At 69.8% G+C, this 23,585-nt stretch carries 25 protein-coding genes; 13 read left to right on the top strand and 12 right to left on the bottom strand.

Annotated features, from left to right (window positions below; all coding sequences use genetic code 11):
- Positions 1-85: 85 nt before the first annotated feature.
- Entirely contained in the window at positions 86-700 is a 615-nt protein-coding gene (locus AB4Z18_RS14345) for an MBL fold metallo-hydrolase (protein ID WP_441783407.1), read from the bottom strand.
- Between the two features lie 193 nt (positions 701-893).
- On the opposite strand from AB4Z18_RS14345, the gene alr reads away from it, so the two are divergent.
- From alr to AB4Z18_RS14365, 4 genes are read left to right on the top strand one after another with little or no spacing between them, the layout of a single operon-like run.
- Entirely contained in the window at positions 894-2,036 is a 1,143-nt protein-coding gene (alr, locus tag AB4Z18_RS14350) for an alanine racemase (protein ID WP_441783408.1), read from the top strand.
- Positions 2,029-3,027 carry a D-alanine--D-alanine ligase family protein gene (locus tag AB4Z18_RS14355; protein ID WP_441783409.1) on the top strand — a complete coding sequence of 333 codons (999 nt, stop codon included), beginning with the start codon at positions 2,029-2,031 and terminating at the stop codon, positions 3,025-3,027. The genes alr and AB4Z18_RS14355 overlap by 8 nt, the downstream gene beginning before the upstream one ends.
- An 8-nt stretch (positions 3,028-3,035) precedes the next feature.
- The gene (locus AB4Z18_RS14360) at positions 3,036-4,142 is read left to right on the top strand and encodes an acyltransferase family protein (RefSeq protein WP_441784012.1); all 1,107 of its coding nucleotides are present in this window, start codon (positions 3,036-3,038) and stop codon (positions 4,140-4,142) included.
- Entirely contained in the window at positions 4,142-5,239 is a 1,098-nt protein-coding gene (locus tag AB4Z18_RS14365) for a CapA family protein (RefSeq protein WP_441783410.1), read from the top strand. The genes AB4Z18_RS14360 and AB4Z18_RS14365 overlap by 1 nt, the downstream gene beginning before the upstream one ends.
- 35 nt (positions 5,240-5,274) lie before the next feature.
- On the opposite strand, the gene AB4Z18_RS14370 is transcribed toward AB4Z18_RS14365, so the two are convergent.
- Both AB4Z18_RS14370 and AB4Z18_RS14375 read right to left on the bottom strand, forming a co-directional pair.
- A complete protein-coding gene (locus tag AB4Z18_RS14370; RefSeq protein ID WP_441783411.1) occupies positions 5,275-6,012 on the bottom strand; it encodes an SDR family oxidoreductase in 738 nt (245 codons plus the stop codon).
- Between the two features lie 32 nt (positions 6,013-6,044).
- The gene (locus AB4Z18_RS14375) at positions 6,045-6,797 is read right to left on the bottom strand and encodes an SDR family oxidoreductase (protein WP_441783412.1); all 753 of its coding nucleotides are present in this window, start codon (positions 6,795-6,797) and stop codon (positions 6,045-6,047) included.
- A gap of 115 nt (positions 6,798-6,912) precedes the next feature.
- Between AB4Z18_RS14375 and AB4Z18_RS14380 the strand changes: the two genes are divergently transcribed.
- Entirely contained in the window at positions 6,913-7,398 is a 486-nt protein-coding gene (locus tag AB4Z18_RS14380) for an SRPBCC family protein (RefSeq protein ID WP_441783413.1), read from the top strand.
- A 66-nt stretch (positions 7,399-7,464) separates the two neighbouring features.
- On the opposite strand, the gene AB4Z18_RS14385 is transcribed toward AB4Z18_RS14380, so the two are convergent.
- A complete protein-coding gene (locus tag AB4Z18_RS14385; protein WP_441783414.1) occupies positions 7,465-8,211 on the bottom strand; it encodes an SDR family NAD(P)-dependent oxidoreductase in 747 nt (248 codons plus the stop codon).
- A gap of 84 nt (positions 8,212-8,295) precedes the next feature.
- On the opposite strand from AB4Z18_RS14385, the gene AB4Z18_RS14390 reads away from it, so the two are divergent.
- The gene (locus AB4Z18_RS14390; protein WP_441783415.1) at positions 8,296-8,937 is read left to right on the top strand and encodes a TetR/AcrR family transcriptional regulator; all 642 of its coding nucleotides are present in this window, start codon (positions 8,296-8,298) and stop codon (positions 8,935-8,937) included.
- 13 nt (positions 8,938-8,950) lie between these two features.
- Here the strand turns inward: AB4Z18_RS14390 and AB4Z18_RS14395 are convergent, their stop codons facing one another.
- Entirely contained in the window at positions 8,951-10,069 is a 1,119-nt protein-coding gene (locus tag AB4Z18_RS14395; protein WP_441783416.1) for an epoxide hydrolase family protein, read from the bottom strand.
- Positions 10,070-10,297: 228 nt separating this feature from the next.
- Between AB4Z18_RS14395 and AB4Z18_RS14400 the strand changes: the two genes are divergently transcribed.
- The 7 genes from AB4Z18_RS14400 to AB4Z18_RS14430 all read left to right on the top strand — a co-directional run bounded on the left by AB4Z18_RS14400 (position 10,298) and on the right by AB4Z18_RS14430 (position 17,526).
- A complete protein-coding gene (locus tag AB4Z18_RS14400; RefSeq protein WP_441783417.1) occupies positions 10,298-11,764 on the top strand; it encodes an MDR family MFS transporter in 1,467 nt (488 codons plus the stop codon).
- Between the two features lie 228 nt (positions 11,765-11,992).
- The gene (locus AB4Z18_RS14405; protein WP_441783418.1) at positions 11,993-12,484 is read left to right on the top strand and encodes a MarR family winged helix-turn-helix transcriptional regulator; all 492 of its coding nucleotides are present in this window, start codon (positions 11,993-11,995) and stop codon (positions 12,482-12,484) included.
- Positions 12,481-13,248 carry an SDR family oxidoreductase gene (locus AB4Z18_RS14410; protein WP_441783419.1) on the top strand — a complete coding sequence of 256 codons (768 nt, stop codon included), beginning with the start codon at positions 12,481-12,483 and terminating at the stop codon, positions 13,246-13,248. The genes AB4Z18_RS14405 and AB4Z18_RS14410 overlap by 4 nt, the downstream gene beginning before the upstream one ends.
- 9 nt (positions 13,249-13,257) lie before the next feature.
- A complete protein-coding gene (locus AB4Z18_RS14415; protein WP_441783420.1) occupies positions 13,258-14,538 on the top strand; it encodes an FAD-binding oxidoreductase in 1,281 nt (426 codons plus the stop codon).
- A 35-nt stretch (positions 14,539-14,573) separates the two neighbouring features.
- Positions 14,574-15,602, top strand: coding sequence for a hypothetical protein (locus AB4Z18_RS14420; RefSeq protein ID WP_441783421.1), 1,029 nt, complete (start codon positions 14,574-14,576; stop codon positions 15,600-15,602).
- Positions 15,602-16,300 carry an ABC transporter ATP-binding protein gene (locus AB4Z18_RS14425; RefSeq protein WP_441783422.1) on the top strand — a complete coding sequence of 233 codons (699 nt, stop codon included), beginning with the start codon at positions 15,602-15,604 and terminating at the stop codon, positions 16,298-16,300. The genes AB4Z18_RS14420 and AB4Z18_RS14425 overlap by 1 nt, the downstream gene beginning before the upstream one ends.
- Complete coding sequence (locus tag AB4Z18_RS14430) at positions 16,297-17,526, top strand: ABC transporter permease (RefSeq protein WP_441783423.1); 1,230 nt, start codon at positions 16,297-16,299, stop codon at positions 17,524-17,526. Before AB4Z18_RS14425 ends, AB4Z18_RS14430 begins: the two co-directional genes overlap by 4 nt.
- A gap of 249 nt (positions 17,527-17,775) precedes the next feature.
- Here the strand turns inward: AB4Z18_RS14430 and AB4Z18_RS14435 are convergent, their stop codons facing one another.
- From AB4Z18_RS14435 to AB4Z18_RS14465, 7 genes are all read right to left on the bottom strand, one after another.
- The gene (locus AB4Z18_RS14435) at positions 17,776-18,990 is read right to left on the bottom strand and encodes a sensor histidine kinase (protein ID WP_441783424.1); all 1,215 of its coding nucleotides are present in this window, start codon (positions 18,988-18,990) and stop codon (positions 17,776-17,778) included.
- A complete protein-coding gene (locus tag AB4Z18_RS14440) occupies positions 18,987-19,655 on the bottom strand; it encodes a response regulator transcription factor (RefSeq protein ID WP_441783425.1) in 669 nt (222 codons plus the stop codon). The genes AB4Z18_RS14435 and AB4Z18_RS14440 overlap by 4 nt, the downstream gene beginning before the upstream one ends.
- A 47-nt stretch (positions 19,656-19,702) precedes the next feature.
- Entirely contained in the window at positions 19,703-20,428 is a 726-nt protein-coding gene (locus tag AB4Z18_RS14445) for an FAD:protein FMN transferase (RefSeq protein ID WP_441783426.1), read from the bottom strand.
- Positions 20,429-20,457: 29 nt separating this feature from the next.
- Entirely contained in the window at positions 20,458-20,976 is a 519-nt protein-coding gene (locus AB4Z18_RS14450) for an FMN-binding protein (protein ID WP_441783427.1), read from the bottom strand.
- Positions 20,973-22,352, bottom strand: coding sequence for a ferredoxin reductase family protein (locus AB4Z18_RS14455; RefSeq protein ID WP_441783428.1), 1,380 nt, complete (start codon positions 22,350-22,352; stop codon positions 20,973-20,975). Before AB4Z18_RS14455 ends, AB4Z18_RS14450 begins: the two co-directional genes overlap by 4 nt.
- A gap of 85 nt (positions 22,353-22,437) precedes the next feature.
- On the bottom strand, positions 22,438-22,764 hold the full coding sequence (locus tag AB4Z18_RS14460; RefSeq protein WP_441783429.1) for a DUF7882 family protein: 327 nt from the start codon (positions 22,762-22,764) through the stop codon (positions 22,438-22,440).
- A 167-nt stretch (positions 22,765-22,931) separates the two neighbouring features.
- Complete coding sequence (locus AB4Z18_RS14465) at positions 22,932-23,516, bottom strand: TetR/AcrR family transcriptional regulator (protein WP_441783430.1); 585 nt, start codon at positions 23,514-23,516, stop codon at positions 22,932-22,934.
- Positions 23,517-23,585 lie beyond the last annotated feature (69 nt).

The following is a 23,585-nucleotide window of genomic DNA, read 5'->3' on the forward strand; positions in this document are numbered from 1 at the left end:
CTTGCGGCGCGACAATGAGTCGGTAACGGTGGTTTGCGCAGGACGCCGCAGGACGCCGCGGGACGTGTTCCCCGGCTAGGGGACGCTAGTCATCCGCACGGTCGGGTTGCCACGGGGCGCTTGCGTGGGCGAGCCACACCTGCTGCGGGTCGAGCGCGCGGATGAGCCGCTGGCCGTCCGTCGTCGGGTCGTCGAGCTCACCGAACCACACCGCCGTGTCGCCGGCGATGACGATCGGGCGGTCGTCCGTCTCGATGACGACGATCTGCGAACCGCGGGTGTGGCCCGGCGCGGGAACCAGACGGATGCCCGGGAGCAGCTCGAATTCCCCGTCGACGGGCTCGTACGTCATGCCGGGCGCATCCACCCACTCGGGGATCGTGTAGTCCTCCAGCGTTCGGGCGTCCTCGAGTTCCTGGCGCTGCACGTAGACCGGGCGGCCGGCGAAGAGGTGATTGCCGCCGCAGTGGTCGAAATGCAGGTGGGTGTTGACGACCGCGGTGATGCTGTCGAGGTCGAGCTCGTCGTGCTCCGTCAGTGGCTCGAGGAGCGGATCCATGTCGGCGACGGCGGGGTGGAGGCTCGTCATCCCCGTGTCGACCAGGATGCGCCCATCCGGATGCTCGATGACGTGGACGACGACGGGCAATCGCTCCTCGCCCGCGAGAAGGCTGGCGACCTGTACGGGCGTCACGATCATGGGGACACTGTACCTACGCGCGGTGCGGCGCGGTCAGGCCTAACCGCCGCGTCCTCCGCAGGGATGACATCACCACCGTCTTGCGAACGACACGGTCTCGACGGGCGAGGGACGACCCTGCCGCCGGGATGCCGAAGCCTGGAGGCATGCACACCTCGACCTCCGGACCGGCCATCACGGGCGCGCTGGCCGGATGACGGATTCCCCCTCCCAGCTCCTGGTCCACGACGACGCGATCCGCGCGAACACTGCGTACTTCGCCGACCTCACCGGCGGACGGGTGATGGCCGTGCTCAAGGCGGACGCCTTCGGGCACGGTGCCGTGGCCCGTTCGGTCCTGGAGTCCGGCGCGTCCTCCATCGGCGTCACCTCGGTCGCCGAGGCACTCGACCTCCGGGCCTCGGGTGTGCGTTCGCCGATCCTGAGCTGGCTCAATCCGGTCGACGCCGACTTCGAGTCCGCCGTCGTCGCCGACATCGACCTCGCCGTGTCGAGCACGCCCCTGCTCATGGCTGTCAGCCGCGCGGCCGTACGCGTCGGATCGCGCGCCCGCGTTCATCTGCACATCGACGTCGGTATGGGACGGGACGGCTGCCCTGCTGAGGAGTGGTCGGCTCTCTGCACGATCGCCTCCGAGTTGCAGCGGCTGGGTTCCGTGCACGTGGTCGGCGTGATGGGTCACATGTCGTGCGCCGACCGGCCCGAGCACCCGCAGAACCAGCGTGAGCGCCTGGTCTTCGCCAACGCAGTGCGGACCGCCCGACGTCGCGGCCTGGCACCGTCGGTCACGCATCTCGCCGCGACCGCCGCGACCGTCACCGGCGTCGGCAGGGGCTTCGACCTGCACCGCATCGGTGCGGGACTGTACGGCATCGATCCGTCAGGGGTGTCCGACCGGCTCCGGCGGGCTCTGTCGCTCACCACCCGCGTCGTCACCTCCCGAGAGGCCCGGGCGGGGACCGGCGTGGGCTACGGCCTCGACTTCGTCGCAGAACGCGGCACGAACCTCGCTCTGCTCCCGATCGGCTACGGCGACGGGCTGCCCCGGTCGGCTTCCGGGCGCGCCGAGGTGCTCGTTCGCGGCCGTCGTCGTCCGCTCGTCGGGCGCTTCTCGATGGACATGGTGGTCGCAGACACCGGGGACGACCGCATCCCGCCGGGGGAACCGGTGACCGTGTTCGGGCCGGGCGGGGACGGCGAGCCGACCGCTGCCGAGTGGGCGCGGTGGGCGAACACCATCGAGCACGAGATCGTGACCCGGATCGGAACGCGCGTCGCCCGAATCCACCGCACGACGACATCCCCGACCAGCCCCCAGGAGGCAATGCATGCATAACCAACCCGTACAGCGAGTCGCGGTGATCGGCGGGGGAGCGAACGACGAGCACGACGTGTCCGTCGCATCTGCGGCCGCGGTCGCGCGCGCGGTCCGGTCGCTCGGCCTCGAGGCCGTCGCGCTCACGATCGACCGAGCCGGCGGATGGCACCACGGCGACGACCCGGCCCTGTCACCCGGTGAGGCGGTCGCGCTCCTGACGACGTGCGACGTCGCCTTTCCTGTGCTGCACGGTGTCAACGGCGAGGACGGCTCCATCGCCGGTCTGCTAGGCCTGACCGGGGTGCCCTTCGTGGGTTCGCCGGTCCGGGCGGGAGCCCTCGGCATGGACAAGTGGGTCACCAAACTCGTGGCGGCGGCCCTGGGCCTGCGCACCGCCCGGGGAATGCTCGTGCGCGACTCGGCGGATGCCGTCTCGATCGAGGGGGAGCCGCCCTACGTGGTCAAGCCGACGACGGGAGGGTCGAGCAACGGGGTCTCGCTGGTCCGAAGCGTCTCCGAGCTGGGAGCGGCCATCGACCATGCCCGACTGGCGGGCGGCATCCCGCTCGTCGAGGCGTTCGTCCGCGGACGCGAGGTCGACGTCGCCCTGTTCCGCGACCGAGCTGGCGACCTCCGGGCCGGCGCGACTCTCGAGATCGGGGTCGCAGACGGCGGCGTGTTCGACCGTGCGCAGAAGTACGACGGGACGGCCGCCTTCACCGTGCCCGCGCACCTCACCGAAGATGAGGCGGCGGCGATCGACTCCGCGGCACGCGCTCTCTACGAAGCGCTGGGATGCGCGGGAGTCGCGCGCTTCGACTTCTTCGTCACCCCAGGCGGCGTGGTCCTCAACGAGGTGAACACGACGCCGGGCTTCACCGAGCACTCCCAAGTGCCCCGCATGTACGCGGCAACCGGGATGGGCTACGTGGAGTTGGTCGCCGCGCTGCTCGACGCCGCCGTCGCATCCACCCCCGCCATGTCCACGCCGAGTCCGGTGACGCTCTGACCGCCGCGCTGGGCGCTACGGCAAGCGCCAGGACGCGCGCCACGAGTCGAGAAGCGTGGGGGGACGCACTCAAAGGGGTGCTCATCCTGCTCGTGGTGCTCTGGCACGTCATCATGAAGAGCTACCTGCAGCTCGACTGGCAACTCGGCGTGCCCATCCCGGGCGGCTGGGGACTCGTCGGCGACGCCATCTGGCCGTTCCTGATGCCGCTCTTTCTGCTGGTCTCCGGCTATTTCGCCGCGAACGCCCTCGCGCGCCCCTGGGCCCAGGTCCTCCGACCCCGCGTCGTCCGATTCCTGTACCTCTACCTGCTGTGGTCGCTCATCCACATGGTGGCGCTATGGGCGTTCCCCGACTTCCCCACGCTCGTGCCGCGCAGTGTGTCGCAGTTCGTCGAGTCGGTCACGATCAGCCCGCCGGACACCTGGTACCTGTACGCATTGGCCCTCTACTTCGTCCTGGCCAAGGCGCTCTCCCGCCTGCCGAGGTGGCTCCTTGTGAGCCTCGCCGCAGCACTCTCGGTTGCGGTGTCCGCCGGTTACGTCGAGATCGTGAGCAACCGGGGTTCGCTGCTCTACAACGTCACCTTCTTCCTCCTCGGGGCCTTTTTCGCCCCGCAACTGCACGGCCTGCTCGCCCGGGTCACGCCGTGGTGGGCCGTCCTGGCCGTGCTGGTCTACGCGGTCGGGTTCGGGGCGATGCGGCTCACCGGAACCGAGGAGACGCCGGGCGTCTGGCCGCTGGTATCGGTGCTGGGCTGCGCGATGGGACTGGCGGCGGCGACGCAGCTCGCACGGATCCGTGCCCTAGGTCCGGGCCTCGCCTGGCTGGGCCGGCGCACCCTGCCGATCTACCTGCTGCACATGCCGCTACTTGCCCTCATCGACCTGCCGCTGTCCGATCTGCTCGCGACCGCGCGACCCGGCGTGCAGCTTGCGGCGGCGGCCCTTCTGCCGATCGCGACCACGGCGCTGCTGGTCCCTGTGTGCGTGCTGCTCGACCGGATCCTGGTCCGGGATGGCCTGACGTGGCTCTTCGACCTGCCGCGGCGGCGGATCCGGAGGCCCGAGACGGCGCCGGTCGGCGAGGCATCCCCGGTCGGCGGCGAGCTGTGATGCGCGGCGTTCCCTGGCGGACGGCCGCCGCGGTGATCCTGCTGGTCGCCTGCGGGGTCGTTGCGACCCGCGCCACCGCCATCCCGGGGTGCGGAGCTGACACGCCGACCGTGCCCGCCGCCCATCCCGGCGAAGTCAGCATCGGCGCTACCGGCGACCTGCTGATCCACGACGTCGGCCACGGCGTGCAGAAGGACGATGGCGCCGGATACTTCGACGCCGTACGGCCGTGGTTCACCCAAGATCTCGTGACGGGCAACCTCGAGCAGGTGATCTCACGTGACACCGGGTACGACAAGTGCGGTTCCGACTCGGACTGCCTGGCCTTCCGCAGCGAACCGTCCACCGCGCGGTACTTCGCCGGCTTCAACCTCCTCAACATGGCGAACAACCACACCGGCGACTTCGGCGACGACGGCTACGCGAACACGCGGGCGAACCTCGCGGCGAACGGCATCCGTGCGGTCGGCCGCCGGGACGAGATCGTCTGCACGCGAATCGGCGGCACCACCGTCGCCATGGTCGGCTTCGCACCGTACCGCGGCACCAACCCGGTCACCGACCTCCGGCACGTGCGCCGCGTAGTCGCCGCGGCGGCCGCCTCGGCCGATGTCGTCATCGTGCAGGCGCACATGGGTGCTGAGGGACCGGATGCGAGCGTCGTCGCCCCCGGGACGGAACGCATGTACGGCGAGAACCGGGGCGATGTCCTGGCGTTCTCGCACGCCGCGGTCGACGCCGGTGCCGATATCGTCCTCGGCCACGGGCCGCACACGCTGCGCGGTGCGGAGTTCTACCGCGGACGGCTCATCGCGTACAGCCTCGGCAACTTCGGCGGGGGCGGGGTCTTCGGCGCCGAGCCGGAGACGCGGTACGGCGTCTACCTCGACGTCACCCTGGACTCGCGCGGGCGTTTTGTCAGCGGCCGGATGCGCTCGGTGCACTTCGAGCACTCGACAGGTGTACCGCAACCGGACCCGCAGACCCGGGCAGCACGGCTGGTGGACGACTTCAGCCGGCGCGACCTCCCGAAGACCGCGCCGTCCATCGCCGCGGATGGCACGATCGCGCCGCCGACGCGGACGCCGACGCCGTAGCCGCCGGCCGGGAGCGATCGCTCGGGCGCGCACGCTCAGGCGATACCGCCGTTGACGTAGAGAACCTGGCCGTTGACCCACCTCGCGGGGCCGGCCAGGTAGCTGACGGTCTCAGCGATGTCGTCCGGGGTACCGAGCCGCTCGAGGGGCGCCAGCTTGGCGAGTCCCTCGACCGTCTGCTCGTCCTTCCCGTCGAGGAACAGGTCGGTCGCGGTCGGTCCGGGCGCGACGACGTTGACGGTGATGTCCTTGCCGCGGAGCTCGCGAGCCAGGATGAGCGTCATCGCGTTCACCGCCCCCTTACTCGCGGCGTAACCGGCATAGGAGGGGAACTGCAGACGCACCACCGAGCTCGAGAAGTTGACGATGGCCCCGCCGCGGCGCACCCGGCGAGCCGCCTGCTGGGTCACGACGAATGCGCCGCGGATGTTGATCCGGTGCATCCTGTCCAGGTCGTCCATGTCGAGGTCGGCGAGCGGGGCGAGCAGCATGATGCCGGCGGTGTTCACCACCACGTCCACACCGCCGAATTCGCCCTCCACCGTGTCGAAGAGAGCCGACATCGCGGTCTCATCGGCGATATCCGCGCGCAGCACCAGGCCGCGGCCGCCCTCGGCTTCGATGTCCTCCAGGACGCCCCGGGCGCGGGTCTCGTTGCCGGAGTAGTGGACCGCGGCGGCCATGCCGTCCCGTGCCAACCGGCGGGCGACGGCACCGCCGATGCCGCCCGATCCACCCGTCACGATCGCTACACGGGTCTCGTTGTCGCTCATGCTTTTTCTCCTCGTCGAGTGTGAAGCGGCCGTCAGGTTCGCCTGTCCAGCCAGTCGGTGAAGTGCGACCAGTACAGGGTGGCGTCAGGGGAGGGAAGGAGATCGTGCGCTCCGAGCCGCGCCCCGAAGTACTCACCCTCCGTGTCCGCGCGGACCTCCCGCGGGTCGTGCGCCCAGCGGAGCTCGAGCTCCACCAGATCCCCGAGCCGGAACTGGTCAGGACCGGCCACCTCGACCACCCGCTGCGTCGGTGCGCCGGTCGCCGTTTCCACAACGGCCGACGCCGCATCCTCTGCTGCGATCGGTTGGACGAGCGCCTCGGCGACCCGCGCCACGTGAGCGTCGCTCGCGGAGTCTGCGATGGCGCGCACGAACTCGAAGAACTGCGTCGAGTGGACGATCGAGTACGGCATGCCCGACTCGGCCACCAACCGCTCCTGCTCCGCTTTGGCCTGGAAGTAGAGCCCACCGGAACTCGCGAGCTTTTCGCTGCCGACGACGGAGAGGACGACATGATGGCGGACGCCTGCGGCGGCACCGAGCGTCAGCAGATTCAGCGTCGCGGTCTCGAAGAAGTCGAGTGCACCGGGGTAGTCGGTGTATCGCGAGTTCGACGCATCCACCACCACCTGCGCCCCTTCCAGCGCATCAGCTAGGCCATCGGCGGTGTACAGATTCACCCCGGTCCGTCGGGACGCCGCCACCGCGTCATGGCCGGCGGCCCTCAGCTTGTCGACGACTGCCGCCCCCACGAGACCTGTTCCCCCTGCGACGACGATCTTCATCTCGATCTCCTCGGCCCTGCGACGCTAGACCCGGCGCAGCGTCGCCTTCGACCCTCTGCCGCTACTGTCGATCTCGCGCCTGCTGCGCGTCAACAGGCAGCGCTACACTCGTCGCGTGACCGGCCGCGCCGCGGGTTCCCGTTCGTCCAGCATCGTCGCCGAGGCCGACATCCGCCGGCCGATCGGCGAGGTGTACGCGTTTCTCCGCGACCCGGCGAACATGCCGCGGTTCCTCGGGGACGTGCTCGCGGTCGAGGTTCTCACGCCACTCCGATCGCGCTGGACGGTCGGTCTGCCGTTCGGGATGCGGACGCACTGGGTCTCGGAGATCGTGGAGGACGAGCCGGACGCCGCATTCAGCTATCGCACGAAGACCGCAGGCCGCGTCACCACGTGGCGTTACACCTTCGAGGCGCGCGGCTCGTCGACGCGAGTGCGGGAGCAGCTCACCATGCCGAACGGCTTCCTTCCGCGGGTTGCTCTGCGGGTTGCGCGGAAGCATCCCGCCCAGGAGGTCCGGTCCAATCTCAACCGGCTGAAGCAGGTGCTCGAGACCGGCACGATCACGGACACCTCGAACGCGCTTCCCGGCCGATTCTGAACGGGTCGGGCCGGACGAGTGCCCACGACCTCGCTGTAGCCGCCACGCGATTCGTCGTACGAAGCGTCACACGGCGATCCGGCCGCCGTCGACCGGCAGGACGGCGCCATGGATGTTCTGTGCGGCATCCGAGGTGAGGAACACGATCGCGTCCGCGACATCGGCGGCCTGGCCCGGCCGTCCGGCGGGAGTGGTCGCGGCCAGCTGGTCGAGGCCCTCGCCCATGGCAGCGGTGCCCTCCGTGCGGGTCGGGCCGGGGCTCACGGCGTTGACGCGCACGCCGCTCGGGCCGAACTCCGCTGCCCAGGCCTTGGTCAGCAGCTGCAACGCCGCCTTGCTCGATCCGTAGAGGGCCATGCCGGACATCCCGAAGCTGGCCACCATCGTGGTCACGTTCACGATCGCTCCGTTGCCGCGAGAGGCCATCCCCGGGGCGAGGGCGGCGACCAGGAGGAAGGGCGCCTTGATGTTGACGGCGGCGACCGCGTCGATGTCGCTTTCCTGCGTCTCGGCCGTCGGCCCGAACGGGAAGATGCCTGCGTTGTTGACCAGCACGTCGATGCGTCCTCCGGCCAGCTCCAGGGCGCGAGCGGCGAGGTGGCGCACGCTGTCCGCGTCGCTGAGGTCGCCGGCCACGAAGTCCGCTCGCCCGCCAGCGTCCCGGATCGCCGCGACCGTGCTTTCGCCGCGCTGCAGATCGCGTCCGCTGACGATGACGTGCGCTCCCGCCGCGGCGAGCTTGGTGGCCGTCTCGCGTCCTATTCCGCTGGTCGCCCCCGTCACCAGCGCCGTCTTGCCTGCGTAGTCGTTCATGTCGGTCCCTTCGATTGGAGTGAATACTGCAATCGTGGCCAGGTAAAAATGGAGTAGCAACTACAAAACAGCTACGGTGGTGGCATGGATAGCCGAAGAAGTGCCGCAGACGGTGAGCGCACTTTCACGCCCAAGGGGCTCGCCACACGGCAGCGAATCGTCGAAACGGCGGCCCGGCTCATCGTCGAGCAGGGGCTGGAGGGCGCGACGCTGGAAGAGATCCAAGCGGCGGCCCACGTCAGCGCGTCCCAGCTCTACCACTACTTCACCGACAAGAACGCACTGCTGCTCGCTGTCATCGACCACCAGACGCAGTCGGTGCTCGGACCGCATCGTGCCGTGCTGGAACGATTGGACAGTTTTACGGCACTCGCCGAATGGCGCGACATGGTGGTCGGGATGCTCGATGCCCAGAACTGCATCGGCGGGTGCCCCCTCGGGTCGCTGGCGAGCGGTCTCGCAGAGTCGGACCCGATCGCGCGGGGGGCGCTGGCGGACTCGTTCGCCGAGTGGGAGCGGCTCCTCCGCGATGGCCTCTCCGCGATGCGCGACCGGGGCGAGCTTCGCGCCGATGCCGACGTGGACGCGCTGGCGGTGAGCATCCTCGCCGGGCTCCAGGGGGGTCTGCTGCTCAGCCAGACCCGGCGCGACTCGAGCGCGGTCCGGATCGCGATCGACGCTTCCATCGCGTACCTCTCGACACTTCGGCCGGCAAGCGACCGGTGACCGTGTTCATCACCTAGGCCTCGACCACCAGCGATCCGAAGAAGCGGCGGATCGCCTCGGCGGTGGGGCCGGGTTGCTCCGCTCCCATGAAGTGGCCGCCGGTCTCCGGCACCTCGAACGCGCGGAGGTCGGTGACCGCCCGCTCCACCAGGGAGCGCGGGTAACCGTCGAGGAAGGGTTCGCGGCTGAGCAGGATCCCGACCGGAGCAGTGATCGGCGGCCGCGGTTCGTTGAAGGACCAATCCGCGTACTGCTGGAAGGAGGTGCCGATGCTGCCGGTCACCCAATAGAGCATGGCGACGCGGAACAGTTCTGCCGGGTCGATGACATCCAGGCCGCCGTCCGCCCAGTCGTCCCACTTGTCGGCGATCCACGCCAGGAGCCCGGCGGGTGAGTCGCCGAGGGCGGCGGCGATCGTGTCGGGACGCGTGCCCATGATCTCGCTGTAGCCGCCGTCCGATTCGTCGTACTCGGCGAGCGCGTCGAAGAACGCCTTCTCCTCGGCTGTCTGCGGTGTCTCGTCAGTGGGGAACGGCGGGTGCAGCAGCTGCAGCCCGATCACCGATTCGGGATGCGTCGCTCCGAGCCAGGTGGCGGCGCCTCCGCCGATGTCGCCTCCGAAGGCGCCGTACCGAGGGAAGCCGAGGACGTCCGTCATCAGTGCGTGGAGGTCCTCGGCGATGGCCACCCGGGTGAGCGGACCCTCCGGCAGTTCTGAGAAGGCGAACCCGGGAAGGGACGGGATGACGATGTCGAAGGCGAGTTGGTCGGTGGCCTCCCGGGCGATAGCGTCTGCCAGCGGAAGGTACTCGGTGAATGCGCTGGGCCAGCCGTGCAGCAGGAGCAGAGGGACGACGGTGGTCGCGGGCCGGGTCGGTCGCACGCGGGCGAAGTGCAGACGGTGTCCGCGGACGTCGGCGGTGAACTGCTCGACGGAGTTGAGCCGCGTCTCCTCGGCCTGCCAGTCGAACCCCTGCCAGAGCTCGACCAGGCCGCGCAGCCGTTCGCCGCCGAGGCCGGCGGGACGTCCCGTGCGGCCGGCACTGGGCAGATAGCGGGTCCGCTCGAGTCTCTGCCGCAAGTCGGCGAGCACGTCGTCGGAGACCTGCACGCGGAACGGGGAAACGGTCACGCTGCTCCTTCCGCGCGAGTGGCGCGGGACGGTGTGGCGAGTGTGTGGCGACGATGTGGCGACGGTATGGCGCAGAAAACGGGGAGACGCATCCCCCCGCATTTTCAATCTATAGCTCACTGGGGGGCTTGCCGCAAGACCCCCGGCAGCGTGCAGAATGGCCGCCGTTGTCCTGACGGCATGCGCGCCGGACGGGCGACGACGTCAACCGCTATGCAAGGAGACCGCTTGTCCGAGACCCGGACCACATCCAACTCGACACCCGCTCAGCACACCGATCACTCCGCTCGTAACCGCCTCGTCATCTCGCTTCTGCTGATCTCCGCCTTCGTGGTGATCCTCAACGAGACCGTCATGAACGTCGCTCTTCCCGACCTCATGAAGGATCTCGGCATCCAACCGAGCGTCGGCCAATGGCTGACCACCGCCTTCCTGTTGACCACCGCCGTGGTCATCCCGACCACCGGGTTCCTGCTGCAGCGCCTGAAGACCCGGACCGTCTTCGTCGCCGCGATGGGCCTGTTCACCCTGGGTACTGTGATCTGCGCGACCGCGCCCGGTTTCGGCCTCCTGGTCACCGGCCGCGTGGTGCAGGCCGGCGGCACCGCGATCATGATGCCGTTGCTGATGACGACGGTGATGACGCTGGTGCCGGCGTCCTCGCGGGGAAAGACGATGGGCAACATCTCCATCGTCATGTCGGTCGCGCCGGCCGTCGGCCCCACCGTCGCCGGCGCGATCCTCAGTGTCGCCGGGTGGAGGTGGATCTTCCTCCTGGTGCTGCCGTTTGCCGTCGGCGCCCTGCTGCTCGGCGCCCTGCGCATCCCGAACGTGAACGAGCCGAGGAAGGTACCGCTCGATGTCTTGTCGGTCATCCTGTCGGCGTTCGCGTTCGCCGGGCTGATCTACGGTTTCAGCAGTATCGCGGAGGCAGAGCAGGGTCACGTCGGCATTCCGTTCTGGATCCCCATCGTCGGCGGGGCTCTCGCGCTCGGTGGATTCATCTGGCGTCAGCTCGTACTGCAGCGGGACGACCGGGCGCTGCTCGACCTGCGGGTGTTCCGCGCTCGCACCTTCACCCTGTCCGTCGCCATGATGGGCGTCGCGATGGCGGCACTGTTCGGCACGCTCATCCTGCTGCCCCTCTATATGCAGACCGTGCTCGGTCTCGCTCCCCTCGCCAGTGGACTCGTGCTGCTTCCGGGGAGCCTGCTGATGGGGCTGCTGGGCCCAGTGGTCGGCCGGATTTACGACAAGCGGGGACCGTCCCCGCTCATCATCCCGGGCACGATCATCGTCAGCTCCGTGCTGTGGATCCTCACCACGGTGAACCACGCCACCCCGGTCGGGATGATCGTGTTGGTCCACGTGGGGCTGTCACTCGGGCTGGCGCTGACCTTCACGCCGCTGTTCACTTCCGCACTCGGAGCGTTGCCGCCGCGGCTCTACTCGTACGGGTCGGCGGTGATCGGGACGAACCAGCAGCTCGCCGGAGCGATCGGGACGGCGGTCTTCATCACCATCCTCTCGGCGGTCGGTGCGAGCGCCGTCGCGGGTGGGGGAACGGCGACGGAGGGCGTCGAAGCGGGTGTGCGGGCGGCCTTCGTCGCCGGGGCCTCGCTCTCGCTCCTGTTGGTCGTCGGCTCGTTCTTCGTGCGACGGCCCGCCGCGACGGCGGAGACGGACCGGGAGTAGGAGCCGCTCGTGGGCGGGTCCTGTTTTCAGGAGCGTGCGTCGCGCTCCTGTATTCAGGACATCCGGCAAGGCTGGTGAAGCTATGTCCTGAATATGGGACATAGCTTCACCTCGGGCCCCGATCCTCCTGAAAACAGGATGCGTCCCGCATTGACGAGAGAGTCCTCGCAGTTCCGCCTGAGGCGAAACATCTTGCTGACGCGTCAGCAATCCGGCAAGATTGCTGATGTGTCAGCAAGAATGTCGCCTCAGCAACTCCACACCTGGGAGACGCTTCAGCTCGTGATGGACGCCCTGCGCCGCGAAGTCGGCCGTGATCTCTGGAACGACGCGAAGCTCTCCGACGCCGAGTTCACCGTCCTCGCCCACCTCCACTCCAGCGGCGAGGAGGGCGTCCGCCCCGCGCAGTGCGCCCGGGCGATCGGCTGGGACTCCAGCCGTCTCGCCCACCAGCTGCGCCGTCTCGAGAAGCGAGGGCTCGTCGCGACCCGCCCGGCCGGCGGCGAGGATGGGCGGGCGACGCTGTCCAGCCTCACCCCGGCGGGCCATGACCAGTATCGGCGAGCTATCGGGCCCCATCTGGACTCCGCTCGCCGCTGGTTCGCCGACGGCCTCACCGGCGACGAGCTGGACGGTCTGGAGAAGGCACTCGACAGCCTCCTGCGCCATGTCCGCAGGACGGCAGACGCGGACACCGATACAGAGAAGAAGGAGTCATGAGCACGATCACCGAGCCGAGCTGGGCAGCCCCGGCACAGGACCTCCGGACCGCGACCATCCTGGTGGTCGGCGGCGTGGGTGGCGTCGGGGAGGGCGTGGTCCGCGCCCTCCTCGCCCGCGGAGCGACCGTCGTCGCGACCAGCAGAAACGCCTCCCGCGCCGCTGAGTTCGCCGCGCGCCTCGGCGACGACAGCCTTCGCACGACCACCCTCGACGCGCTGTCGCCGGAGTTCGACGACACGGTCCAGGCGCTCCGAGGCGAGTACGGAGGATTCGACGCCGTGATCGTCACCATCGCCTCCTGGGGCGACCAGGGTCGCAAGCCGCTCCTCGCTCTTACGGACGCCGAGTGGGACACCCTGGTCGCGGAGAACCAGACCGCGGTGTTCCGCGCCTACCGCGCGCTGTATCCCCTCATCTCCCGTGACGGCGCGCTGATCCAGCTCAATGGGCTCAGCGCCGACATCGCGTTCCCTGGCGGGGGCGGGGTCGCACTCACCGCTGCGGCCACGAAGTCGATGACCCGCACGATCGCGGCGGAGATGGCGTGCCGCGGCGCCCGGGTCTACGAGGTGATCCTCGGGGTGGTGCGCACCCGCGCGCGCCGTCTCGCCGGGATAGACGACCTCCGCTGGATCGACGGCGAAGAGATCGGCGTCCACCTCGCCGAGCTCATCACCGGGACGAGTCCGCTCTCGGACACCCCCGTCCAGTACTTCGTCGACAAGCGCACCGGCCCGCAGGCCGACGCGCCCGAGCTCTGAGGCTGCCGCATGCTCGACATCATCCGGCCCGGCGACGACCGCTACGAACTCGTCCGACACGTCTACAGCGCCACCGGTTCGCCTGCGGCGGTCGTCCGCCCGCGCGTGGCCGCAGAGGTTCCGGAGGCGCTCGCCTTCGCGCGGCGGGAGGGCGGCCCGTTCTCGGTCCGCAGCGGCGGTCACGGCATCAGCAGCATTTCGACCAACCAGGGAGGGACGGTCATCGACCTCGGCGCCCTCACCACGATCGAACGGATCGACGACCGCGTTGTGGAGGTGGGCCCCGGCGCCCGGTGGGGCGGCGTCGCCTCCGCACTGCGGCCGTGGGGGCTCGCCATCAGTTCCGGCGACTCCGGTGACGTCGGAGTGGGCGGCCTCGCGACCACCGGTGGCATCGGCCTGATGGGACGCGCGCACGGGCTGACCATCGATGCCCTCGTGGGCGCCGAGATCGTGACAGCGGACGGGACGGTCCGCTGGCTGTCCGCTTCGGAGGACCCCGACCTGTTCTGGGCAGTCCGCGGTGCCGGGGCGAACTTCGGCATCGTGACCCGGTTCCGCTTCCGCGCCTCGACCGACGCCTCGGTCATCCACGCCTCCTTCGCCTACTCCATCGCGGACACGGCAGGCTTCCTCGAGCGGTGGGGCGCGACGGTCGAGAGCGCCCCGCGCGAGATCTCCGCGTTCCTGTACCTCTTCGGCGGCGAACCGACCTTCGCCCAGGCGACGGTCGTCTTCGCCGGCACCGACACCGAGACGGCGGTTCGCGCCCTCGAGCCGTTCACCCGGCTCGCCCAGGTGGTCGGTCAGCGGGCGCAGTCCACGCCTTACGCAGACATCCTCCCGGCGTCCGGCGCCGTCCATTCCGGAGCCCAGACCGCCGTCACCCGCACCGGACTCGCCGACCACCTGGACAGCCGGCTCTCCTCGCGCCTGGCGTCGCTCGCCCGCGGGGGTGGAGCGGACATGATCCAGCTCCGTTCCGTCGGCGGGGCCATCAACGACGTCCCTGTGTCGGCGACCGCGTACGCGCACCGCCACCAGAACTTCTCAGTGACCGCGGTCTCGACGGGCGGTGTCCGGCGACTCGATGCGGCCTGGACGGAGAGCAGGGAGCTGATAGACGGGCTCTATCTGAGCTTCGAATCGGACCACGCCCCGGAACGAGTGCAGGATGCCTTCCCTCCGGAGACGCTGGCCCGCTTGCGCACCCTGAAGGCTCGGTGGGATCCGGACGGGATCTTCGATCAGAACTTCGCCCTGGACGCGCGACATCGTTCCTTCGGATGACGAGCCCGGCACCGCGTCTCGGCCAGACTGAGCGCATGAGTGTCTCCTCCCCGGGCGTCGTGCGCCGCTGGGTCCTCCCCATCCTCCGCATCGTGGTGTTCGCTGCGATCGCCGTCGCCCTGGTCAAGCTCGCGTTCTTCAACGGTGCTACGTCGGGAACCGACGGCATCGTGCCGACGGCCGAAGTGAGCGATCCGATCACGACCGTGCAGACGGGGTCGATCCGCAATGACATCAGCCTGGATGCGACGGTGTACCCGGATGCGGCGGCGCCCGTGCGCGCGACCACCGCGGGTGAGGTCTCGAAGGTCGACGTCGCGGTCGGTGCGGCGGTCGACGCCGGCACCGCGGTCGTCGTGGTGAAGCATCCACTGGCGACCGCAGCGGCCGACGGCACACCGCTGTACGAGAAGGTGACCATCAGCGCGGGCGCGGCAGGGACGCTGTCGGCGTTGACCGTTCTCGTCGGACAGCAGGTCGCCGTGGGCGACACGATCGCGCAGGTCGCACCGCCGACCTTCAACGTCACTGGGACGATCGCCCCGGTCGAGCAGTACCGTCTCCTCACCAAGCCGACCGAGGCGACGGTCACCATTGCGGGCGGGCCGGCTCCCTTCACGTGCACGGGTCTGACGATCAACGCTCCGCTGGCAGGCGCCGCCGCGGGGCCATCGCCGGAACCGTCCGGCGACGCACCCGGGACCACGGGTCCATCGGCATCGGGTTCCGGTTCGAGCACCGGCCCCAGTGTGCGCTGCGCGGTGCCCGCGGGCGTGACTGTGTTCGGCGGTCTCGCGGCCAAACTCACGATCAGTGCGGGGGCCGCCGCCGATGCGCTCGTCGTTCCCGCGACAGCGGTGGAGGGCAGCGGCACTGCCGGCACAATCTACCGTCCGGCGGCGGGCGGAGGCGCCCCCAAGCCCGTGAAAGTCGAACTCGGCATCTTCGACGGCCGGAATGTGCAGATCGTCTCCGGCCTGAAAGAGGGCGAGGAGATCCTCGAGTTCGTGCCGTCGAAATCCGACGAGCAGGCCGCCGCCGCGATGAACGGCCTGGGCGGCTGATGCCGCTCCTCGAACTGGAGGGCGTCACGCGCGTCGTGCCGATCCCCGACGACGAGCCGTTGCGCATCCTGAGCGGCGTGGACCTGGTGGTCGACGCGGGCGAGCACGTCTCGATCGTCGGCCGCAGCGGTTCCGGCAAGTCGACCCTCCTCAACATCCTGGGGCTGCTGGACGAACCGACGGATGGGAGTATCACCTTCGATGGCGTGCCGGTGCGACGCATGTCATCCGCCGACCGCGATCGCCGGCGCGGCCGTGAGGTCGGGTTCATCTTCCAGCAGTTCAACCTGCTTCCCGGTCGTACGGCCGTCGAGAACGTTGCGACCCCGCTGCTCTATGCGGAGCCCCGCCGGTTCTGGCGTCGTCGACGCCTCGCGCTGGAGATGCTCGACCGGGTCGGGCTGGCGAATCGAGCCGAGTGGATGCCGAGCCGCCTCTCCGGAGGCGAGCAGCAGCGCGTCGCCATCGCTCGTGCGCTCGTCCGCAACCCCCGGGTGATCCTCGCGGACGAGCCGACCGGCGCTCTCGACGTCCAGACCGGACAGTCCGTCATGCAGTTGCTCGACTCCGTCGCCCACGACACCCAGTCGGCGCTCGTCACCATCACCCACGATCCCGCGATCGCCGCACTCGCGGACCGGCGGTTCCGGCTCGATGGCGGGATTCTGCACGCAGAGCAGCCGGAGGCCGTCCGGTGAAGGCGATCACGACCCTGTGCGGCATCCTGGTCGAGGCCTGGTCGGAGTTCCGGGTCTACCGCGCCCGCGTGCTGATGTCCATCGTCGGCGTGGCCGTCGCGATCATGGCGCTCACGGCTATCGCGGCGATTTCGGCGGTCGCGCAGCAGGGCGTCGTCGAAGGGTTGGAACGCGGGCAGGGGCGTCCGGCGATGCTCAACATCAGCCCGCCGTACTCGAACGACGGACAGCAACTGGTGTCGGACGACACCTTCAGCGCTCAGGTCCGGGACGAGCTCGCGCGCTACAAGGTCCGCTACTGGAGCCGGCAGGGCTTCGCGCAGCCCGTCGCCCGCGGGGTCCCTGTCGACGCGAATCTGAACGGGCAGACGGTCGACCCGGACTACGGCGTCATGTTCCGCACCCGCATCGTCTCCGGGTCATGGTTCTCCAGCGGGGACGCCGACCGGCTCGTGCCCGCGGTCGTCATCAACGAGGGACTCTGGAGGCTGCTGGGTTCACCCGATGTGCGGACGCATCCCGTTCTCCACCTGATCAGCCCGAGTTCGGTGGATGCCGTCATCATCGGCGTCGCGGCCGGCGGGGATGAGCACTCAGCACAGCTCTGGATGCTGTTCGACGCGTACCAAGCGCTGGTGCCGCCGGGTTCGGCCGCGAACGTGTCGGGGTCGACGCAGTACTTCGCGTGGGTTCCGGAGCCGATCTCAGCACAGCTGTCCGACCGCCTGGCGTCGGACTTGTCGCACGCGATCGGAAACGGCGGCACTGTGCAGGTGAACCGGCAGGACTACGCGTCATTCGACGGACCCGATCCGCTGCTGTTCCTCAAGATCGTAGGCGGCGCGGCGGCGGGACTGATCCTCCTGCTCGGCGCTCTCGGCCTCCTCAACATCTCGATGGTGACGGTCCGGGCGCGGATCCGTGAGATCGGGATCCGCCGCAGCTTCGGCGCCACCGCGGGACGTGTGTTCGCCGGGGTGATGATGGAGAGCGTCGTCGCGACGGCCGTTGCTGGCGTGATCGGGGTCATGGTCGCGATCCTCGCGCTCGAGAACCCGATCGTGGCCGGGTTCCTGCATCAGCAGGGGCTTCAGGATGTGCCGGCCTTCCCGCTCTCGGCCGCCGCGTTCGGGATGCTCGTGGCGATCGGTGTCGGTGCGCTCGCCGGAGTGCTCCCGGCGATGGTGGCGATCCGCGTGCGACCGATCGACGCGATCCGGTTCTGACGGACCGCCTGCGCGGCCTGCACGGTCCTGTTTTCAGGACCGCGGCCCGCTCCTGTATTCAGGAGATCTGGAGCCATGGGTGAAGCTATGTCCTGAAAAGAGGACATAGCTTCACCTCGGCCCGCCATTCTCCTGAAAACAGGACCCGGGCAGCGCACGGAGTCCTGAATACAGGACCGGAGGCGGCACGAAGTCCTGAATACAGGAGCGGAGCCACCACGCGAGCCGGTTGCCGCGTGCCGATCCGGTTCAGTGCCGGCGGGGGAGCCGCACGGTGACGGCGGCGCCCCCTCCACTCGGATTCGTCGCCTCGACCGTCCCGTGGTGCCGGCTCACCACCTCCGCCACCAGCGCCAGCCCCAGCCCGTAGTGCCGCGCGCGGTCATCGCCCGGCTGCGCGGCGCGCGCGGTCGCGAAGCGCTCGAACGCGCCGTCCGCCACCCCGGCGGAGAAGCCGGGACCGTCGTCGTGGACGGAGAGGACGACGCGGTCCTGGGACGCGGAGACCGTCAGCCGTACCTCGGACGCCGCGTGGTCCAGCGCGTTGTCGACCAGCGCTACGATCATCCGCCGAAGCGACACCGGTGTGCCGGTGACGAGCGCGTCCGGCTGGGCTTCGACCGCGATGGAGAGCCCGCGATCTGCCGCCCGCCCTTCCGCCGAGCGCGCGACCGTCGCCGCCAGCGCGCCGAGGTCGACGCCTTCGCTTTCCGCGGTCTGGCGGGGGTCGGCGGCGGTCAGGAGGTCCTGCACGATCTCGGTGAGCGCTCGGCTGTCGTCGACGATCTCATCGAGGCCCGAGCGGACTTCGTCGTCGGAGGCTCCGCCCGGCGCCGACACCACGTGGCGCCGGAGCAGCTGGGCGCGCGTGCTCAGTAGGGTCAGCGGGGTGCGGAGCTCGTGGCCCGCATCCGCGACGAACCTGCGCTGCAGCGCGAGCGCATCCGCCAGCGGCCGGATGGACCGCCGCGCGAGCACCAGCCCGATTCCGGCAGCCGCGATGGTGGCGATCAGGCCGCTGATCACCAGCGCGAGCACCAGCCGGCTCAGTTCCTCCTGCTGCTCGCCGAGGCCGTACGCGATTTGCACCACCTTGCCGTGGCGAACATCCGTCACGGTCAGGTAGCGCTGTCCGCCGGCCTCCACGGTTCCGGAGACGGACCCGCCCTCGCGCGCCACCTGATCGAGGGCGGCCTCATCCGGGAGGCCGGCGGGCATGTTGGGGGAGCTGTCGCGGCCTTGCGGCGTGACGACCGTGACGAGCAGATCGCGCGGCGCGTCGTGCGTCGAGTCGACCATCGACGCGTCGGAGAGCGCTCGCCGCGCGGCTTCGACCTGCCCGGCGGCGACGACGCTGTACACGACCACGCCGAGTGCGACGAAGAGCCCCACGATGATCACGGCGAACTGGGCCGCCAGCCGAAGGGATGCGGAACGCAGCTCGCGATCGTCGGCGCGGCTCACCGCAGCGCGCCCATCCGATAGCCGACGCCGCGGACCGTGTCGACGAGCGAACGGCCGAACTTCCGGCGCAGGTGATGCACGTACGTGTCCACCACCCCAGGGTCGTCCGCCGCCGCGAAGACCTCGTCCAGGAGGAGCGCGCGGGAGAACACCTGCCCCGGGCGCCGGGCCAGCACCTCCAGAAGAGCGGACTCGCGTTCGGACAGGACGGACCGCGAGCCGTCGTCGAGCGTGACCGTGCGGCTGCCGGTGTCGAGCCGCCCGCCGGGGAAGCGGACGACGGGCACCACCGCGGCCGCGCGCCGAGTCAGCCCGCGGACACGGGCGACCAGTTCGTCGATGTCGAACGGCTTGGCCAGGTAGTCCTCCGCGCCGGCGTTCAGCCCGTCGACCCGGTCGGGGGCGGTGCCCAGCGCGGACAGCACCAGGACGGGCGTCGTGACCCCGTCGTCGCGCAGACGGCGCAGCACATCCAGCCCTTCCACCGCGGGTAGGCCCCGGTCGAGCACGATGGCGTCGAACTCGGCGGTGAGGCCGAGGTGGAGGGCGCGCTGGCCGTCTCGCGCGAGCTCCACGTCGAAACCTTCGGATTCCAGGAGCGCGCTCAGCATGCTCGCAAGGCGGCTGTCGTCTTCGGCGACCAGCACACGCAGGTTTCCGGTCACGTTCGCAGTATAGGAGCCGGGTGATCCCTCCACAGGGGCGGCCTCCTTCACCGCGTGGTCGCCGGCCGTGCGAACGTCAGCTCTCCGGCTCCGAGCAGGCGCCCGGCCGCATCCACCGCGAGGACGCCGCGTGCTCCGGCGGCCAGCGCGTGATCGATGCCGCCCGGCCCCATCGCGAACACGGTGGTCGCGAGCACGTCCGCGGTGGTCAGGTCGTCCGCCACGACGGTCGCGCTGAGCAGCCCGTGGGCCGGTGTTCCGTCGCGGCCGTCTACGATGTGCTCCCCGCGTTCGTAGGCGCCCGATGTCGCCACGCCCGCGTCGCTGAGCGCCAGGACGGCCAGCATCGCGGTCGCGTCGTGGGGCGAACGGATGCCGACACTCCACGGCATCCCCGGTTCGGGGTTTCCCGAGACCACCACGTCGCCGCCGGCGTTCAGGCAGAAGTCGCGCAGGCCCGCGGAGCGCAGTTCCCGTGCGGCGCGAGCGGCGGCCCATCCCTTGACGACGCCGTCCAGATCCCAGGTGCCGTCCGGTCGGCGGATGCGGAACGCGCCTCCGGAGGCGCGGCACGCCTCCTCCCCGATGGCGACGACCTCGCGGAAGTCCGCGCTGTGCGCGACGTCGGCACCGACACCCGCGGAAGCGTTGGCGCGACTCAGCTCGCTGTCCGGGCGGTAGGCGCTGAAGCGTCGGTCGGCCTCGCGCAGCACGCGGAAGGCGCGCTCGGCGGCCTCCGTCCCATCCACGTCGTCACGAATGTCGATCGACATGGGGATGCCCATCACCGTCTCCAGGAACCTCATCGCTGGTCGATCGCCGACTGGACCGACTGGATGTAGCCCTCGGAGGTGTAGGTCGCTCCGGACACCGTGTCGATGTTCGCCGACTGCGAGGCGAGCACCTCCTGCTCGAGGATGGGCAGCGCCTGGTCGTTGATCTCGATGTCGCGTCCGTCGCGGTCGGGCGATTGGACCGTCTTCACCGCGGTGATCGTGTTACCGGAGAAGGTCACCTCCACCTGCACAGCGCCGTACCGGGTGTCGACGGCCGAGCCGGTGACGGTGGTGGACGCAGTCGACGCGGAAGCTGAGGGCGACGGGGTGGCGGATGCGGATGCGGACGGGTCGGGGGTGGCCGTCGTGGTCGAGCCGCCGCTCGACGTGTCCGAGGTCGTGCCGCTGGTCGTCGTCGAATGGACCGAGGTGGAGGCGGCCACCGCATCCTGGCCGACGCCGTACAGTTTCAGGCCGACGGTGGCGCCCATGACGACGACGATCGCAGTGAAGAGGACGGTTCCCCGCCAGGGTGTGCTGCTCATGACATGCTCAGTTCTTCTCGGTGGATGAAACGGTTCGGCATCCGGAGTGCCCGGAGGGACGCCACGGCCCGCTGGCCCATCCCCTCCGGCCCGCAGATGAAGGCCTCCCAGTTGTGGAGGTCCGGAATGAGGTGGCGCAACGGCTCGACGTCGAGCGGGTCGTAACCCAGTTCGGAGCGACGGCCGACCAGGGGGATCACCGTCACGCCGGGCATCGCCTGCAGCTCACCGAGGAGGGCGAGGTGCCGCGCCGAGCGCGCGCGGTACAGGACGACCGGTCGGGCGCCGCGCCGGACCAGCTCCTCGGCGAGGGCGCGGATCGGCCCGATCCCCGCACCGCCCGCGATCAGCAGGATGCGCTCCCGGCTCGCCCTGTCGGCGGTGAAACGGCCGAATGGTCCCTCGGCGAAGACCAGGGAGCCGGTCTTGAGTGAGGGGAGGCGGCTCGAGTGGTCGCCGATCGAACCGACGGTGATGCGGAGGTGGCCGTTCGCGGGCACGGCGGAGACCGAGTAGGGGTGGGCGGTGCCCAGGTGACCCCAGCTGAGGAAGCGGAACAGGAGGAAGTTGCCCGCCCGCACGCCGAGCTGCTCGATGCGCGGGCCGGTCAGCCACACGCTGTTGACGCCTTCGCTCTCCGACACGACGGCGGCCACGCGCATCCGGCCTCGCCAAGCGTCGAGGGTGGGCAGGATGAACCGCCAGGTCAGCACGGCGGCCGCCGTGCCGAGGTACAGCGCGATCCACAGGATGCGATTGACCGGAGCAGAGACGAAATGGGCGCCGCCGCTCAGCTGGTGGAAGAAGGTGAGGAAGATCGAGACGTAGGTGGTGACGTGCAGCCAGTACCAGACCTCGTACGACAGCTTCGTGCGGATCAGCCGGGCGCTGCTGAGCCCCACGACGAGGAACGCGATCGTACCGATGAGGGCGGTCAGCATGTCGGGATACGACTGAAGGATGGACACGAACTCGTTCCACGGCGGGTTCTTGTCGAGGAGCTCCCCACCCAGCACCAGGAACAGCACGTGGGCGACGATGAGGAAGAGGACGGAGGCCCCGAGCGAGCGGTGCCAGGAAACCAGCTTGTCGAGCCCGACCGCTGTCTCGAACCACGGCACGCGGGCGATCAGCAGCACCTGGGCGCAGACGAGGAAGCCGCCGACCATCCCGCTGACCTCGCCGAGAGAGGTCAGGGCATTCGCAGGGGTCGCAGCGAACCCCGCCGGGACCGCGAACCACCACATCCCCAGAACGACGACGACGCCGATCGCCAATGTCGCGCGCACCGCCCGGGCTCCGCTCCGCCGCCCGGCGCCACGGCTGGGGGTGCGCACCCGTCGGGCCGGCGCGGTCACGCTCAACGTCTGATCCATGTATCCCACGATGCAGACGCATTCTTTGTGAATTCTTACGTGAGGTGGGAGCCGCCTATGAGGCTGATATGAAACAGCGCGATCCCTAGGTGACGCCGATCGTTTCAGCCGCAAGGGGGGCGGACTGCTCCGTCATGAGGAGTCCGTGGTTGCTGTTGGAGGCCGCCATCAGCGTCTCCAGCCATTCGCGATCGATTCCCCCCGGCGTGACGGCGTTGTACCGGAACACCAGGGTGATGGCCGGATCCACCCAGATGGTGACCCGGCCGCAGTCGGCTCCCGCGGCTCCCGCCCAGGACACGAAGAACCCCTCGCGCCGTCGCAGTTTGGATCCGATCACGATCTGCAGGTGGGCCAGCATCCGATCGTCGATCTCGATCTCCTGGTGACCCCCATAAACTAACACGCCCATGGGTCCTGCTCCCGTCCGGCCCCGCGCGTATGTTGGCCCCATCGCTCTGCGCGGTCGGGGTCCGGGACCGCAGCGGAGCGCCGCGACGTCCTTGTCGCGACACTCCTATTGTGCGCTCTGCAGCGCGTTTCGGACCCTGCCAAATCTGCGACGGGCGCGCGCGACTGCTATGCCGCGGGGTCGTCCGGCCGACCGCGGAACGCGTCGATCGCGAGGTCGGCGAAGCGGCGCGCGACGGCGGGCAGTAGGTCCGGCCGGGCCGCCGTCAGCCCCCGGCCGGCCGCCAGGATGACGACGAGGTCGTCGATCGCGAAGTCGGCCCGGAGCATCCCCTCGTGCTGCGCGCGCCGGGCGAGCCCGCCCAGCAGCCCGAGCAGCTCCCGCCGGTGCTGCGCGATGGCGGCGGACGGTGCCGAGGAGACCAGCGCATCCACGAACCCCCGGTTGCGGACGTTCAGCACGATCAGGCGCTGGACGGTGCCGGTGAAGCCGCTCCACGCGTCGGGATCGGCGCATCCTTCTTCGACGATCCGCCGGCAGGTCCGGAACTCGATCGCGAACGCTTCATCGATCAGCCCCTGCCGGGTCGGGAATCGGCGGTAGAGCGTCGCCGGGCCGACGTCCGCACGGCGTGCGATGTCGCGCATCCCGACGTCGAGGCCCCGCTCGGCGAACAGTGCGGCCGCTGCGGCGAGGATTCGATCGCGGTTCTCCTGCGCGTCGGAGCGCAGCCGAGTCACTTCCGGGGTCATTTGTTCCACTTCCTCCAAGCGGACGCAGGCGTCCACTACCGTGCGAGGGTAGCACCGGCGTTCGGAAGA

Source organism: Leifsonia sp. 2TAF2 (assembly GCF_052115085.1).
Taxonomy (GTDB): Bacteria; Actinomycetota; Actinomycetes; order Actinomycetales; family Microbacteriaceae; genus Leifsonia.